The sequence below is a fragment of the Halopiger djelfimassiliensis genome, from assembly GCF_000455365.1.
GTDB classification, from domain to species: domain Archaea; phylum Halobacteriota; class Halobacteria; order Halobacteriales; family Natrialbaceae; genus Halopiger_B; species Halopiger_B djelfimassiliensis.
The window spans coordinates 753,888-770,663 of sequence record NZ_HG315686.1; the positions used below are offsets into that span (position 1 = coordinate 753,888).

The 16,776-nt window shown below is 51.7% G+C and carries 10 protein-coding genes and 1 pseudogene; 2 read left to right on the plus strand and 9 right to left on the minus strand.

The genetic code is table 11. The annotated features are described in order from the left end of the window. Positions 1-135 (minus strand): annotated as a pseudogene (locus tag TX80_RS18725) (IS6 family transposase); the annotation flags it as partial. A gap of 421 nt (positions 136-556) precedes the next feature. Here TX80_RS18725 and TX80_RS19080 point away from each other — a divergent pair. Both TX80_RS19080 and TX80_RS14610 read left to right on the plus strand, forming a co-directional pair. Then, entirely contained in the window at positions 557-823 is a 267-nt protein-coding gene (locus TX80_RS19080; RefSeq protein ID WP_154658663.1) for a hypothetical protein, read from the plus strand. Beyond that, positions 820-1,320 carry a hypothetical protein gene (locus tag TX80_RS14610; protein ID WP_049923871.1) on the plus strand — a complete coding sequence of 167 codons (501 nt, stop codon included), beginning with the start codon at positions 820-822 and terminating at the stop codon, positions 1,318-1,320. The genes TX80_RS19080 and TX80_RS14610 overlap by 4 nt, the downstream gene beginning before the upstream one ends. Positions 1,321-1,968: 648 nt before the next feature. On the opposite strand, the gene TX80_RS14620 is transcribed toward TX80_RS14610, so the two are convergent. The 8 genes from TX80_RS14620 to TX80_RS14655 all read right to left on the minus strand — a co-directional run bounded on the left by TX80_RS14620 (position 1,969) and on the right by TX80_RS14655 (position 16,772). Further along, entirely contained in the window at positions 1,969-3,150 is a 1,182-nt protein-coding gene (locus TX80_RS14620; RefSeq protein ID WP_049923873.1) for a tyrosine-type recombinase/integrase, read from the minus strand. A 39-nt stretch (positions 3,151-3,189) separates the two neighbouring features. Continuing rightward, positions 3,190-4,494: a hypothetical protein gene (locus TX80_RS14625; RefSeq protein ID WP_049923874.1), complete on the minus strand. Its 1,305-nt coding sequence runs from the start codon at positions 4,492-4,494 to the stop codon at positions 3,190-3,192. Positions 4,495-5,967: 1,473 nt separating this feature from the next. Beyond that, on the minus strand, positions 5,968-6,648 hold the full coding sequence (locus tag TX80_RS14630; RefSeq protein ID WP_230198739.1) for a hypothetical protein: 681 nt from the start codon (positions 6,646-6,648) through the stop codon (positions 5,968-5,970). Continuing rightward, positions 6,638-8,233, minus strand: coding sequence for a DEAD/DEAH box helicase (locus TX80_RS14635; RefSeq protein ID WP_049923876.1), 1,596 nt, complete (start codon positions 8,231-8,233; stop codon positions 6,638-6,640). The genes TX80_RS14630 and TX80_RS14635 overlap by 11 nt, the downstream gene beginning before the upstream one ends. Further along, positions 8,226-11,021 carry a PD-(D/E)XK nuclease family protein gene (locus TX80_RS19085; RefSeq protein ID WP_154658664.1) on the minus strand — a complete coding sequence of 932 codons (2,796 nt, stop codon included), beginning with the start codon at positions 11,019-11,021 and terminating at the stop codon, positions 8,226-8,228. The genes TX80_RS14635 and TX80_RS19085 overlap by 8 nt, the downstream gene beginning before the upstream one ends. 361 nt (positions 11,022-11,382) lie before the next feature. Then, on the minus strand, positions 11,383-12,387 hold the full coding sequence (locus tag TX80_RS19090; RefSeq protein WP_154658665.1) for a hypothetical protein: 1,005 nt from the start codon (positions 12,385-12,387) through the stop codon (positions 11,383-11,385). A gap of 103 nt (positions 12,388-12,490) precedes the next feature. Beyond that, positions 12,491-15,223 (minus strand): DEAD/DEAH box helicase, encoded by a 2,733-nt coding sequence (locus TX80_RS14650; protein ID WP_049923879.1) that lies wholly within the window; start codon positions 15,221-15,223, stop codon positions 12,491-12,493. Position 15,224: 1 nt separating this feature from the next. Beyond that, entirely contained in the window at positions 15,225-16,772 is a 1,548-nt protein-coding gene (locus tag TX80_RS14655; RefSeq protein WP_049923880.1) for a ribonuclease H-like domain-containing protein, read from the minus strand. Between the last annotated feature and the right edge of the window lie 4 nt (positions 16,773-16,776).

Sequence of the window (16,776 nt, forward strand, 5' to 3'; positions counted from 1 at the left end):
TGTATTCGAAAGCGATAAGCCGGCGAGATGGAGTCGAATGCCGAGTTCCATTAGCCGACGCGGTGTCCGCTCTCGCTCCACAAAACTCAAATCAATCCAGTCGCTACAACCGTTGAGGCGGTCGATTTTTGCCATAGACCAGCACAAAATCGTGCCGCCTCACTTTTCACGCTTAACGAAACAGCGCCCACTGAGCGGGGCCAAGATTTACGGAGGACAGGTTGAGGCGTCCGGATTCGAATTGACCCAGCGACGGTCGTTCTTCTTCAACTGGAAACATAAGCGAGTTACCTTTCAATCTCGACCCAACGAGGCTACCAAGCTGGAGATTTCAGGAACGCTCGATCGAATTCGCTCGATTGCCCTCACGCCGCCAGTAGACCGGATTCTACGAATCGGAGGGACATCTATCCGGACAGAGGTGTATGCGAACCAGTACGCGTCAACTTGGCGTGACAAGTTGACGCTAAGAGATTTCGCAGCGAGTTGTGCTCAACTCGAAGTTCCCAATGATGCCCCCGTTATCGTCTATCTTCCCAATGGGGAAGGGACAACGATGTCATTCAGAGAATTCCAAGAGAGGCCACCGGAATTAAGTATCTTTGTCCGCGTGAATGGTCGAGAATCCAGCTTTACTTGGGAACGACTCCGAGAACAGTCTCCTGATGAGGCAGCCGCGATGATCGGCGTTATCAGCGGCGATGGCCAACCTAAGCGACTGGCCGACGCCTTCTCACAATTCACCGATAGTAACTTCACTGATGCGGCAACCACTACCTTGCAAGACCTACTACAAACGCCCTCTGTGGAGATCGAAGAATGAAGACCAGAAATTTACAGAAGGGATTAGGAAAACTCATCGAAACAGCGATTGCTAAATCGAAAACGACGGCGAAATGTGAGGATTATATCCTCTGGCGAGGAATTTCGGTGTTCGTTGACACAGCTGCAGGGGAAAGGACAGACTGTAGGATTGCCGAATCAGGCCAGTACCGTATCGTCGTGAAAAACCATCACCCTCACCGAGTGCACATCTCTTCCGAGTCAACTATCGAAACAGACAATCTTCTGTTCAACAATGTCGATGGCGATAGGTGGACGGTATCCGCGGAAGTCGAGCCACGCCATGATGAAGATGCATTCGATCTCAGTAATTCCGCATCCGCCACTAATTTCGTTGAAGAGGTCTTGCCGAATGTAGATCCAATCACCTCCGAAGAAATCCAGACGACTATCAACAGGAAGGTGACAGATCCCGAAACTCTACGGATTGCTAGGAACGACACTGACTCTACCCAGATTATTGTTGACTTGGTCTGATGATGAAGATGTTCATCGCTTTGAACGGCGGCTTCCTGTTTGCAATTCTATTGACTATCTACCGTGATTTGTCGAGCGACCCCGGGGACCAACGGCACGCTGAGGCATACGATGACGAGATTACACGCTCTGAGGAATTGGCGGAAGGGCGTCGAGAGCGGCGATTGAGGCAGGTTCGATTCGCATCAGTGGGAACCTTTCTATCCGGGGTTGGGCAGGGATTTTTTCTCGATATGTACATTGCCGTATTCGCAATTTTCGCAATCATCATTGGTCTTGTAGTGACTGCACGCTCACACGGGTTCCGACGAGAGAGCGCACGACGACTTGGCCTTTCGCTAGAAACTTGCGTTATCTTGCTTTCTAATTTCGCTTTGATTGTTGCCTCTATATTCGTCTATCTACGCTTCTAAGCGTAATCTGATTATTTGACAATATTTTCGATGAAATATATAGTGGGGAATTTGAAAAGCATGGACAAAGAAATCAACTACCAAATATATATCGGCTCCAATCGGATATAGAAAATACAAACTGATCGGTTGACCCGTCTGCTAATAGCTTCGGAGAGTGGGGCACTATAGCTGTTCCCACTAGTATCTCCAGAAGGATGAAGGAATCTACCTGCGTTGATCATCCCACAGGGAGTCAGTCGTGATTGAATCCGGAATCAGGATCCTCCTCGGCATTCCTGAACTCGTCTTCGAAGCGTTCCCGTTCTTCAGTATCATCCGGTAGGTCGTAGTGGAGGTCTTGGACGCGAGGCGAGACATCGCACCGCTGATCGATAGCATCTGATGAAACACCCCGGTTCTTCTGGTCCGTAATGTACCCCGTCCGGATGTGATGGGGCGCCCGGCTACTCGGACACTTGTACGCAGAATTGTTCTTCTGTGCCGCCTCACACTCTTCTGGATCACGGTCGTGTGGACACCCTAACCCGACCGCACACGGTCGCGTCCACTTGTAAGCGATTTTCTGCAACATAGACGGGCTAATCCGTCCATCACCTTTCGTCAGCAGTGGTTTCCGCCCCTCGTCATCGGTTTCGTCTGGTCGTCGGTTCTCAAGATAGTCCTGAATGAATTCCGGGAGATCACCATAAAGCGTGACTTCCCGCTCGCTACTCTCGTTGTTCTTCAGCGGACTCGCCTCCTTATGCTCGTACTTGAGGATTCCCTCCTCGTAATCAAAGTGAGGTACATCACGGCCTCGTAACCCGTTCTTTCGAGGTCCAGACTGACACATCAACTCCATTGCGATGTGCTCCACATCAGCGTACTCGTACTTGCGCAGATATTCCAGTGCTGCCTTCGCAATCTCGGGGTCTAACTTCTTTTCGTCTACGCCCTCCCCAGACTCATACTCGACTTCAGGAATCTTGACGGATTTCTCGAAGCGAACTGGAGCCATCCGGTGCTCAATTAGGTACTGGATGAACTCCCGGAAGAGATACATATCGTCACGGAGGGTTGAATCCGATAGCGGCTCGTCGCGGTCTAGTGACTCGTTTTTCCGCCACTTATAGTATTGTTCGACGTCTTCGCTTGAGAGATCGTCAGTCGTTTCGATGCACGCTTCGCCTTCAAGATACGTCTGAAGATAGTTTAGCTTCCGCTCGTATTGTCCCGTCGAGTTGACCTCCTCCAGTTTCTCATCGCAGAAGTCGTCCAGAACATCTTCCATCGGTCGGGATTTCAGTGAGAGTTCGGGGAACGACTCGGACATCTCTTCCACGACCGTTGACGCAATCACTTCAATAAATTCTTCAGATGGATCTTCCGAAAGGTACTGTTTCAGAAACTCTTCATCGTTCAGGCGGTCCGTCATTTGTGTTAGTATGGATATCTGATTTCGGGAGTGGCGGAATCACTCGAAGTCGTCTAGTGAACTATTGAAGCCGGTACTGTCCTCGGTATCCACGTAAGCGTCCTCCGGCAGAACTTCGCGGATCCGCCGCCGAAAGAAGATTCGGCGGTATCGTTGCCGGCGCTCAGGTGTCAGGTAGTAGTCGCGGACTGATGATGGGTCCTTTGCGCCTTGTTCGTCGGCGATTTCAGCGGCCATCTCTAGGAGGTCAGTCTCGGCGTCTGCGAGGATGTTGTAGTAGAATGATCGGCCGTGTTTCGGGGTTGCAACGTTGCCGTCGATAGTAACATTAGCTCGCCGGCAGAGCGCTTTGAACTTCTTCCGTGCCTGTTTTGCACAAAGGAACGACCGGTCGGCCTTCGGACTCGGGAAAAGGTATCCGTTCCAATCTAGTTGACGCGCGCGGTTATCTAGAAGGCGAGCCAGCTCATTAAGTCCGAACATTAGGCTGACTTCTCCGCACCCATTCTTCCGGTCTTCATCTTCGAAGCTGATTACTGGCTCCATCGGTTTCAGATGAAGCTGGTCTACGTGTATTGCGGGCAGTTCCTTCGTACGAACCCCCCAGACACAGTATCCGATTACCAACATCCGTTCTTCGTCGGTCTGAGCAGTAATCCAGAGTCGCCGGACTTGGTTGTCGCTCAGCGGGGTCGGTTCGGCTTCCCGGTTCCACTGGAAGTCCTCTTCGATGTCCTTCATCGGGTCATATTCAATGCGGTTTGACCGTTCGAGCCATTCGAAGAACCGATGGGCAGCGCGCAGATATTTGAAGGCAGACTCGTCGGAACTGAGGTCTTCTCGGAGGTCTTTCGCTACTTGCTTGAACGTATCGTAGAGTTTTCTTTGGCGGTCGGACTCATTCGCGTACGCTACAACCGCTGCGTCTCCGTGTTCCTCGCTAAATCGCCAGAGGACTCCGTTGATTCGAGATCGATTTGTCCGTTTTGTCGAGTCCGACCAGCCGCGACATTCAACTCGATCTTCGAGATAGGTTTTTGCGTGCCCGATCGTTGCGACGTCATCGATACGCCATTGGTATCCACTATCGTCGCCCGATGAGGTGAGGAGAACGAAGAATTCTGGCGTGCCCATGTCGTGTTTTTCGCGGAGCACCCACCGAAGGTGGGAGTAGCCGTTGTTGGTTAACCATTGAACGGTTGGGTAGTCTCGGGGAGAGTTCGGATTTTGAGTCCTCCACTGTTCAAGGATTTCTTCCCCGATGTCTTGGAGGGCGGACAGATCGTGACTCCAGTCCCGATATGTGTCCGTGTCGTCGGGGTCGTCTGATGAGCTGGTCGTCATATCTCCTCGTAGGGGTGATAGGCAAATAAGTATTATCAGATAGTAAATATGTTAGGTAAACAATATTGGAAGGGTCGAACGAGTACAAGCGTAATAAATTTTCTAACACGATACACGGCCCTTGCAGCGGTCAATCAATCGGTGGGCTTGGTGACAGCCCCTTGCCGTGAACAACAGAGTTCACAGACGATAATTGCCAGCACCCAGAAACATCCTCTCAAAAACATACGGTAGTAAATATATTTGCTCACCTCGGTGTCATACTCTGTCACGCACTTCTCTTCATCGGCAATGGAATATGCATCCTGTCTACTTGTTTTGACGAAGGGGTTACTCAGGCGTGTGTAATTCTGCATGAGTAACCGCCCGCAGTCTTGCGTTTTCTAAAAATGTCATATCGGGGATTCAATATACTAGTATCAGTAACTCTTCCAAGGACATCTCTGCTGGAGGCAGGGAATTACCTAGTACGAGTTCACCAGTAGTTGTAGTGCTACGCTGGTCCACGAAGGCGCTAAATCGAATTCGCGTGTTGATGTATGGACTGGAATCTGTTCGATCCGTTGTCGCGCTCCTCAACTCGTAGTTCCCGATCAACATTCGGTAACTCTCCCTGGTCATACTCCGCTGCGGGGTACACCGACACGCACGTCGTTTCTAATTCAGGAGACCAGCCTGCGTACACCGGCTTCAACACGACACTTCCCTGCGTCAGTCGGTCACACAGTGAGTCTGGGAGTTCAGAAATTATCGTCACCCGCGCACCACTGACGTCTCCAGTCTCTAACGCATCATCACTGACACCTGACAACCGACACGCGCCGACCAACTCTAACGTCGGTCGGTCTACCGTATTGTTTCCCAGGACTGCCTTGTTCTCCTCCTCGTGGTAATACCATGCAACCTTCGCACCCTGAGCCACATCCGTTCTGGAACTCTGGAACCCGATCTCGGTGGCGAACTCTGCTGGCAGCTGAAACTGGTTGTTTCTAGAGACCGCGCGTCGAACCTGGGATGGCAGTGGATCGTCAACCTGGGTCTGTTCTCGTGATTCTGTCATCAGTTCAAACTCTGTAAATGAATCAGGTGAATAAAAACCCTCGCTGTCCCCTAACCACCTGGCATCACACCGTGACTCTAAAACTCATATACCTGCGTCATCAGCACAAATAACGGCAGATTCGATAGAATTGCAGACTGGACCCGATGTCACAGTAGTGATGGAATCGGTCGATAGATCGTTCGTAATTGATAGATGATGAGATAGATTTCGTTTAGATAAAAGTGGTTCATATGTATAATTAACATCAGCCAATGGCGATAACTCGACCAGCCATTACTGCTTTGAGAAAATTGCCCACCTAGAAGACGAGTACGACAGGTAACCGCTTACGAACGCCAACAATCACTGTCTCAAGGAATTCAAAGAGCCACAGTGAGACCCCTCTCTAATTATCGTCTAATATAACTATTTTATGGTGTTTTATATACAAGGAAATAGGAGTGGTTTTTGCGAGCATGGACTTGTCGATTCATCCCAACGACGGTCGGTTTCTCTTTCCGTACCTGGATGAACAAGTCTTTAGTGTAGAAATCAAGTTCCCGTTCGTAATAATTAGTCACCTGAATATGGGCGAGTTCCTGTGTGTTTGATGATACCTCGTCCATTATTTTGATAATCAGTGTCCCATTGTCCCGCAAGACCCGCTTCGCTTCTTTTCCACCTTCGAAATAAGTATGCAAGACTGCTCCATGGTACTTTCCCGATCCTTCATATTCACGCACGCCACTGTATGTATCTCTGAATTTCCCATGTGATCCGTGCCCGGCCATATGGTCCTTGTTTCGTCTGTAGAAACCTTCGGCGTACGGAGGGTCAAGAACCATGCAGTCGAGACTATCGTCCTTAAGTGGAAGTGCGCGGCAATCACTGATCATAGAAAGATCATCCGTCTTCGGCGTGATATCGGCCGTAACTAGGTCTATATCACGACTTTCAAGATCGATATTCTGCCAGAAGATACCTGTACCATGCGTAACATCCGCGATCCGCGCACCGTCTTCCACATGTAGATCGAGTATTTTCGGGAACAATTCGCTACTATCGGCTGTGTAGGCAGATAGAATTAGGTCGTCATCTGCTTCACTGTCCATTATCTACTTCGATGTCGCTCACTGTGAATACTTCTAACTTTTCGTCGGATGCCATTTCAGGTACTTCTCCGGTAAATTCACTGATCGTCCCGGTCCATGGGTCCTGATCGGCTTCTTTTTGGACGATGCTATACATCCGCTTCCAAACTCGGGCCGCCTCGTACTGATCGGAGTCAGAGGGAACGAAGTCGATAAGAGATCGAGGAACAACTAGTACGAGCTTTTTCTTCATCCGACTCATCGCCACATTCAGCCGATTCGGACTCAGGATGAAATCTGCTTCTCGACGTACGTAGTCTGGATCCGAAACTGTGCCAGAGACTACGATCATATCACGTTCCCCACCTTGGAATCGTTCAACGGTGTCTACATCCGCGTTGTCGTAGTCCCGGAGAGCTCCTCGAAGGCGCCCACGCTGCGCATTATGTGGCGTTACTACTCCTACGTCCTCGCCAGGATCTACTGTCTGTACGAGTGAATCCACAATTCCAACCTCGTATGGATTACTTTGCTGCGATTCCTGTTCTTCATGAACGATTAGAACGAGCGGATACTTCGGATTCATCACTCTCCTGACGCCGCCCCGTTTAGCCCTGCGTACGTTGAGTGTGTAATTCTGCTCCGACCGGTATTTGATACGGTCCTGAGCATAGATCAAACGTCGTAGGAACTCCGCTACAACTTGATGACATCGATACGTTACTGCAAGTTTATCGATAGGGATATCTTGGAATTCCGGCACCTCGACCTCTTCCGGCGATTCATCCATTCCAAAGCTATCCTGGAAGGAGAAAAGACGGAAGAAATCCATTGAACTCAAATGAGGTGCGACTTCTTCGACTATCCGGCGATCTTCGCGGTCCCAGTCGTGGGTTTGAACGGGAGGCATCTGGCGCTGATCTCCGGAAATCAATATCTGCGCGTCGGCTTCCGACGATGCTCCAGGAATGAGTATATTCGGCATCGGGAGCATGGACGCCTCGTCGACTGCCAGTAGGTCAAAACAGCTCTCGGTTCCGCTGTCCCATACTTCGTCAACAAACTTGTACGCACCTGATGTGGTTGCGAAGACTAGGATACCACTCGCAGCACCGGTAAATGCACCGAGACTGGTCTGAGTTGTCAGATCTTGTCGCATTTGATCGAGATCATCAGTATGGTAATTAATAAAGTCTGTTTCTTGGTAAAGGTCTTCATCAACCTCAATATCCCGCCCAAGTGCTCGAATAAGACGGAGATTATCGAGTGAACTCGACATACCAGTATCATCGGCGTGTTGTTTCCAGTGATGGAGATTTTCGTCAACCTCCTGCAATGCAGCGTTCACTGCCCTGTTCGAAGGAGCAACAACCATTCCCCGCATCCGGTTTTGTGACGCGAGGAGTGCGTACGCCCGAGCAAGTAGGGTATACGATAGCGTCATCGTTTTCCCGGTCCCTGGCGGTCCTTGTAGCACCGCTATTCGGTCCTCGTACCGGCGGATGAACCGTTTTTGCTCATCATTTGGCGAGTATAGCTCGCTATCGTCAATCCAGTCTAAGAACTCTTCGGCGATATCCTGTGAGAACAGGTCGAGATCACTCATATTGTCCCTCCAGAAGACTCGCTACGGTTTGGTAAAACGGCCCAGGATTGTTCTCTAGGTCGTCGAACACAGCTGCAGCGTGCTCAGCTGTCCAGTCCGTTGTCTGGGGGTCAAGAATGAACTTGTTGCCGACTCCGAAGTATATGTCGTAGTCACTATCGCTGGCTTCTGCTGGATCTGGTGTCCATGTACGATGGTTTCGGATGTAATCAAATTCAACGTGAGGACTGTTAGCGACGAAGAAGTCGCTATGGAAATCACTTAGATGGAGTATGATTTCTCGGTCAGGAATATTAACATCGACGACTTCTACTGGGACACCACGCTCTATCTGCCGGGGGCTTCCCCATTCGTCCCGATGGATTCCATCGTTGTAATCCCATTCTACCGCATTCGCTACCAATCGAGACCCTGACGTAGTTCCTTCGGATCCTTTTAGCCTACATGAATTCGCAACGCGATCTTCGTTAGCAAATTCTCGTCTATCATAGATCAATGTACCTCGTATGATTTGGTCGTCCCCATCTATTTCCGTTTCTTCAACTTTCACAATCGCCGATTTCCCCGTTCTGACCCGTTCACGTGGGGATTTTGCGTAGTGGCGGAGAGTATCTTGTCTATTTGAGAAGTGCTCAAGGTTGACGTAGTCTTCGGATGCTTTCCGGAGGGTTGACTGTCCGAGATCGAACTCCGGAATATCGGGGAGTGGAATCGGTGATTTACCCATAAATGGGTTGTGGTAATAAGATAAGCTATGTTCAATGTGTTCAAGTGCTTGGCAAATTTTCTCCCCGAGAAATCCGATATCTTCCGGTATGATGCGGGTGTTCCTCTTCTCAGAATCGTGCCACTTATATGAGCGAATCTCCCACTTCTGTCGGTTTGATGTTGCCCAATCCGTGTCAAGTTTCCCGACTGCGGCCCAGATGTACTCTAGAGGTAATTGATTATCGAAGCGAGCACGCGCTGGATACCAACCATCTTCGTCTTCCACGTGAGGATCGATTACCATCTCCCCGTCATCGTTTCTCTGATAAGTAACCCGATAGTTGAAGAAGTTCCGATTAAAGACACTCCAAAGATCAATCTCAGTACCATCTTCACGTTCACCCGTCCATTCATCTGTCTCAAAATATGGGATTTCGTCACCACATCCACAGCGACAGTCTTCATTGTACGCTTGGTCCAAAATTGGGAGTAGGCCAGTGGACGTAAATTGAAGCGAGAATCGATCTTGGAGTTCATCCTGTAGGACCGATACCATTGGCTGGTCGATCGCTTGACGCAGGCCAAGCAAATCCCGGATTGCGCCGAAGCTTTCCGCGTCCCACTCTCCAATATGTCGTTTCACACCATCCATCAGGGCATCTCTCTCCATCCGAGAGAAGAAATACAGATGGATCGTAGCCTCATCGTCACTGCCAGATATAGCATCAATAGCCCTGAAAAGTTGCTCAAAGAAATCAGCCAACAGTTCCCCCTCGACCTCAATCTGCTCTTCTTTGTCGTCTGGGAGCCTTTCCGAGACGGTTGAGAAAGATAGTGAATTGATTGGGGAGTTAGTGCGTGCGACCCGACCAGCGAGCATGGCGATGCTGTCACGCATGTAGTCTTCGCGGACATAGATATAACACCGAATCATGCTCCCACCTTGGTAGTCCATATATTGCTGCTGACTAGGCGTTGGATCGTCTTCAGGAAGTGTACCCTGGCCTGATCCCTGCAATGGCCGTATCCATGGTTGTGTAGCGGCTTCAGGATGCTTGTCCTGTTGGTCTTCATCAATAATACCGCCTAAAACGGCCTGTGCTCGTTGGACTATTTCATCAAGACCGTCACCAATCACCGGTTCGTCAAGTAATTCTTGGACCTTCTCTTCATTTCGAGATGTTAACTCCCTGTAGTTGTCAGGTTGAGGACTATCTGGCACCTCTTTGAGACGAGCTAGTTGCGTTATAGTTTCGATATCGTGATTATTGAGTACGCGCTGTTCTCCTTCGGTGAGCCCGAGAAGAGCAAGGTTTCGGGTCTCAATAGCATGACTGAAACAATCCTCACTATAGAGACAGTAATTGCACTTGCCGCTAAGACGGTAGTTGACAGAATCATCTTCGGCAATTTGGTCAGCTTTCCCCCCTTCACGAAGCATCCGACGCACGTCCCCTTCAACAACACTTAGGTCGGGGACGGTGGGAAAGGAATCAGGATCATTGCCGTAGAATTCCTCGGACTCCCGATGTACGATGCCAGCATTGATGGCTGGATCGAAACCACTGACTTGCAGGTGACGCCGAAGCAAAAGGCTATAAATGGCTGCTTGGATCTGATGATACGGTTGGTCCTCGGTTGAAGACTTAATCTCTAAGATATGCGCGTTGAGCCGATCGTCCTCGTACCAAAATGCAATAAGGTCGGCTTGGCCCTTGATCGGCCATGCGTCGATACGGCCCCAAAGAGAGGGTTGATAGACTAATATTAGTCCCTCTGTTTCTATTGCCTTTTCAGCTATATTAGAGATATTTCGTTGAATAACTGGGAGAGTGTCTGAAAACTCGTCGGGTAGATCCCACTCATCTCGGGCCTCCGCATTGATGAACTCTGCAGCTTCTTCACGAAGGCCCTCAAGTACATCCTCCTCGAACTGATTTCCGGCCTCTGATAGGAAAACACCTAATTCATCCTGTGCACCGTCATCTGGTCCCACTGACTGCTTCAGGTATCGGGGACACTCTTCGAACCCCACCCAAAGACCGACATTAGAGGCATTTATTGGGTCTCGATCAGACACGAGATATCAATTGGAAACCGTTCTACATAAAACTTGTAGCAATTGATGGTATCCAATGGGAAATAGGGGAATGAACACAATCTTTCTATTGTAGTTGATGTATCGGTAACCAGTTCCGATTAAATATGAATGTACTTCCCCCATTAATCATATAAGACCGCGAATGCGGAGATACTAGTTGGGTCAGCCTCGGCGTAGCCGCCAGTAAGACTACCAGGTTCGAATGAATCTGAACTCCGAAACAAAAGGTGGTCCAGCAGACGATTATTGATTGCACAGAGTGTTATATAATTTTGATTACTTATTAATGTATAGTATATCATTCAGTACAAATAGGTGTATGAGTGGAAAAGAGTACAAATTATAGGTCGAACAACGGTTCAACATCGGAAATAGCATAACGATATATCATTTCATATAATGCTCGATATTTAGGGCTACCTTTCGTGCTCGTGAGAAATTCTTGTCCAAAATACGGGATATCGCTTCCACTTATAACAGGATCATCTAGTGGGCGATCTTCATCGAAGTTCCCAAGTTCTTTCTGGGTACGTCGCCAATCTGTAGGATCTATATTGTGATTATAGATATCCCAGTAGGTTTCAGGGACATCTGCGACGGTTTCGAGTGAGAGTCCTGGGCGCTTGAGATCATTATGAGTCAGTTGTGAGAAAAGCTTCTCGACCCGCTGCACCGTCTTTCCATCCCGCTGTTTGGTTGCTTGGCTAGCTAGTTCTGCTCGCGCTTGGATATGGCCCAGATCGAATTCGCCATTATAAGTGAGGAGTGTAGTTGCCTCTCGCGTTTCTAACCAATCACAGAGCGATTCAATAAGGTCTAATTCAGCTGCCGTTGATGAGCCTTCACGAAAGAGAACATCGGTTTCGATTGGGCCGTCTGAGGACGGTTGATATCCAACACCGATGCACAATAATTCAAGGTGATTAGGATTATCTAAATCAAGTTCACCTTCCTCGACAGTCTGGATCGTTTCGATATCCAGTGCCAGATTCCCATCAGCGCCGTCAGCCGTAGAGCTTTCATTTTCGTTCTCTTCAACATTGGAGAGGAGGTCTTTTGGTGGGTCAATAGGTTCAATACTCAGATCTCCAAAGTTCGGACGCAGTTCTTTTTGGCCTTGGTAGATGTTACCCGATGCACTTTGAAATAAGTACCATTGGTTTTCGACGAGATCATATTCTGGGCTTTGGTCAAATAGCGTGAGCTGGACGTCATTACCGTTGATATCTGTGAGAAGTACTCGTTCCCGAACGTTATTTCCCTCGTAGATGGCATTAACTTTCACAACTCTACTGATATCTTCATTCTGTTCTATATCATCGGCTACTGAAGTGGGTAATTCCATATCATGTTTCAATTACCGGCACGATAAAAACGGTCTGGATAGCAGTAGAAGCTCACGTGATGACTGTGGTACTGGTGTTATTAGCAGTGATCTACGCCCTTCATTAGGAGTAGAAGACAACGGGACGGCGATCACCGCCGTACTTGTCATCAGGGTGGTATTCAGAAAGAGCATCACGGTCGTCGTCGCCAAGGAGTTGATTGAGGACGTCTATGGCGGAGGCACGGAGGAGTGGTTTGTTGTCGTTGCCGCAGTGTTCGTCAAAGGTGCAGGCTGGGCAGCCATTGGGTTGTCCGCATTGGCAGTCACGGAGTTGGTCGCGGGCGCGTTCGGCGAGTACTTCAAAATTTTCGTAGATGGCGCGGGCAAATCCGAGGCCGCCGTCGACACCGTCGTAGATGAACCAACCGGAGGTGGTGCGGCCAGTGAGTTCCTGTGTGCGTTTTTCAAGGGCGTGGGTGGCGGCTTCGAAAGAGTCGCCAATGGAATCAGTGATCTCGTCGTATTCGGGGTGGGAATAATGAGTGTCCATGATGAGAGTAGCTAGGCCGCCGATGTCGTTTTTATCAACGCGGAGTTCAAGCGGGGCAGTTTGAATGGTGGCGTGTTCGGCGGCATGGAGGCCGGCGATGTATCCGAGGTGGGCGATACCGGTGTTTTCGGGGTCAACGCCGGTTTCGACGCCGAAGTCCTGATATTTGCGGACGAGTGCGGTTTCGACGTCTTCGGGGACTTCGATCCAGCAGAGTTGCGTGTCCATCAGAATCGGCGGTGTCCCGGTCGGGATTGCCTGCTGCTTCGGCTCGCTGTTGCCGATGTAAAGCTGGTCGTAGGAGTGGTGATGGACGAGGACTGTGCCGCGGCCGAAGTGGAGTGTAAACCCGTTAACTTCGCGGGATTCTTCGGAGTCAGCGTCGAGAACGTTGACTTTGTTGCGGGTTCGCGTGTAATACTCGCAATTGACAGGTTTGAGTTCGATGATGGGTTGTGGACGATCCTCGTCGATGTTGACAACCTCGAATTGTTGTCCGTTCTGGAGACGGACTGCGCCTTCGTGATAGTCACGATAGGCGCGGTTCTGTTCGATGGGTTCTAAGTCGAGGTTGTCGGGGAGTCCCCACTTGTCACGGTCAACGTCGTCTGCGAGTTGGAGACGGTAGTCCGTGTCGGTGGTACCGTAGAGGTTAACGCGTTTTTGTGGACGACTTGGACCGGAGTAGTGGACAGCCGCGTCGAGGTAGCCGTCGACGAAGCCGACTTCGCGCCACATCTTGACGGCGGTTCGGAGTCGGTCTTCGTCGGCAAACGTGCCGATATCTGATTCGTCGAGTGCGATCTCGTCGGCGGCGGCAAGGACGTGGGTTGCGAAGACGGAGTTATTTGAAGTATCGACGACGGCGTCTTCGACATCGTTTTCGAGGAGGTACTCGGGGTGGTTGAGGATGTACTGATCGAGTGTGCGATGGTCGCCGACGAGGACGGCAAGGCTACGGCTGGCTTCGCGGCCGGCGCGGCCGATGCGTTGCCAGAAGGATTGACGCTGTCCGGGGTAGCCCATAAGCACGGTCGCGTCGAGGTTACCGATGTCAATGCCGAGTTCGAGTGCAGATGTCGTTGCGAGACCGGTGAGGACGCCGTTTTTGAATTGGTGTTCGCGGGAGTGGCGGGTGCGGCGGCCGAGCCCAGCGTTGTACGCTTCTCGGCCGACGGTGGTCGAGCGGTCGTATTCGCGTGGGTTGTTCTGCCGGTGTTCGTCTGCGCGTTGGATACTGAGTTCGGTGAGTTTGCGGCTCTCGCAGAACAATAAGGTGCGGATGTCGCGGGAGGTTAGATGGTTGAAGACTTTTGGTGCTTCGACGCTGGCTGGGACCCGTTCGGCGACGAACTCGTCGTCATCATCCGCGGTCTCGGTCCCGTCATCGATGTCGAGGTTGAACGATTCTTCCTCGGGAGTGGGGTCGTGCGTTTTGTCTCGCGGCGGCGGGTTCCAGAGGACGATGTCGCGGGGACCGTGTGGTGAGCCGTCGTCATCAATGACGGTCACCGGAGCGTTGATAAGTTCCTCGGAGTGGTCGTTCGGGTTTCCGATCGTGGCTGAGGTGAGGACGTATTGCGGGTCGCCGCCCCAGTAGTCGGCGACGCGTCGCATCCGACGGAGAATCCACGCGACGTGCATTCCTTCGATGCCGGTGTAGGTGTGTGATTCGTCGATGGCGACGAGATCGAGGGCGCTGTAGAAGCGGCTCCACTTGTCGTGGTGTTCGAGGTAGACGTTGAGCCCGGCGAAGTTCGTGAGGATGACGTCGGCTTGTTCGCGGATGGCGCGCCGGTCACCAGTAGTGTCGCCGTCGTAGGTCTCGACGCGGATGTCCATCCCGAGCTGGTCGTAGAGCTCGTCGAGAGCTTCCTGTTGGTCTTTTGTGAGTGCCTTCATTGGGTACACGCATAGCGCGGTTGAGGCGGCGTTCTGTTCGGACGCTCTGGTCCCGTCGGAGTTGAGGACACCCGCATCGAGGAGATTCCGCGCGATTTGCAGGCCGTAAATGTGGGTTTTTCCGCTGGATGTGGAGGTCGTGACGGTGACGTTGTCACCTGTGTTGAGTGCGTTGAGTGCGTCGGCTTGATGGCTGAATAGGTCGTACGGGTACGGGTCGGCGAGTTCCGGGCGAAGTACCTCTGCTGTCGGAACTGTGTCCGCCGGCTTTGGTGGGAGTTCGATAGTTTCGATGTACTCTGAGTCCGGTGTGAGGCTGGTACGTGGGAATGTCTCGATGATGGTGTCTGCGTTAACGTCGGTACGAGCGTTCGCGTCGGTCGAGGTGGTGTCGTCACTCATGTTAGAAGTCGGTGAGCCCGGCTTGTTGGCCGGTTGCGCCGCCGGTACCGCTGTCGGTCATGTCTCGACGTGTAGCGTTCGTAATGGCTTGGTAGACATGCCAGAGGGCGCGGCAGTCGTCTTCACAGTACGCTTTGTGGCGATCCCAGTCTGGTTCGGCTGCTGGGGAGTCAGGGTTCCGCATGAATTCTTGATACGCGGCTGCGGTTTGTGCCCCGGTCAGGCCGGTCCCAGCAAAGTCGTAGCCGAGCGCACGGGCGACGTGGTCGAGCTTGTTCGTTCGACCAGGGAGGAGGGCGTTCTTGTCGCCGACGGCCCATTTGTACAGGTCATAGGTCCAGACGTCATCCCATGCATCTACGTATTCGGGAAGGTGGTGTTCGAGGAACTGGGAGATGTGCCGGTAGTCGAATTTGTGGCCGTTCCACGTGAGTACGGTCCTGTCTTCGTGGTTGGCGAGGAACCACGTGATGAACGCTTCGAGTACGGGCTTCGGGTCCTTTGGGTGTTGCTTCTCGATGAACGCCTGATAGTCGTCGGTCGCCGGATCGTAGACGCCGAACTGCCAAATGATGGTTGGGGAAAGTCCGTCAGTTTCGATGTCGAGACAGAGAGGTGGGCGGTCATCACGTGTCTTGACTGGGGTTTTGTTCGTGAGAACGATCGGTTCACCAGAATCAATGACGTCTGCGTGGGCGTGTATCTTCTCGGCAGTTGTCTGCCCGATGCCGGGTAGGTCGGTAAGGGTACTGACGGCAAGGTTCTGGATATCGCGTATTGTTTGACATCCCTGTTTACGAAGTCGCTTGGCAGTGGACTGGCCGATTCCGTTCAGTGCTCTCAGTCCGAACTTGTCGGCGTCGACAGCTTCTGCTGCGACGGTCCCGTGAGGGGTACAGGTGTGCTGGGCGAACATCGAGCCCTGTAGTTCAGACGCGCCGAGCCCGGTGATCGGCACGTGGACTGGCGAGTGGTTGTGCGGTAGGGACCACTCGTGATAGTACTCGGCTGGTTGACCACCGGCAAGGACGGTTACCGGCTCGGTAAGCGTAGCGCTGATCGCCGCTAATTCCTTTGCGTTCGGGAGGGTCGTGGAGAGCGTCGTTGTATCCCACTCGACGGTGAGTTGGGGGATGAGGAGGAACGTTGCAGCCTCAGTGCCGGTCTGGCGTCCGCCCGAGGTAAGTTGGGTCTGGAGTCGTGTGAGGAGGTCCCGGCTTTGAACGGCTATAAGGTCTATTGTCTCAGGTGGCGGGGCTGTGTCAGGTGCCTCGTGAACACCGGTGTTAGGGGAGTATCGGTAGTGATGGATGTGTTCCGCACCGTTGCCGAGCTGTGGGTGGATGACAGGGAGATTCGGAGCAGCGTCACGGGCGGTCGCGTACGCAGTAGGGTTTCGAGTCCCGGGAACGGTGACGAGGTCAGGGGTGAAGTACTGTACTGCGTCACGGACTGCCGGCTGTGACACCCGGTCCAGCGTCGATGCCGGGAGCGTCAGTAACTCTAAGTGCGCGTCAGCGTCCGTATTCCGAGCGGAATGTCCTGACATGGTG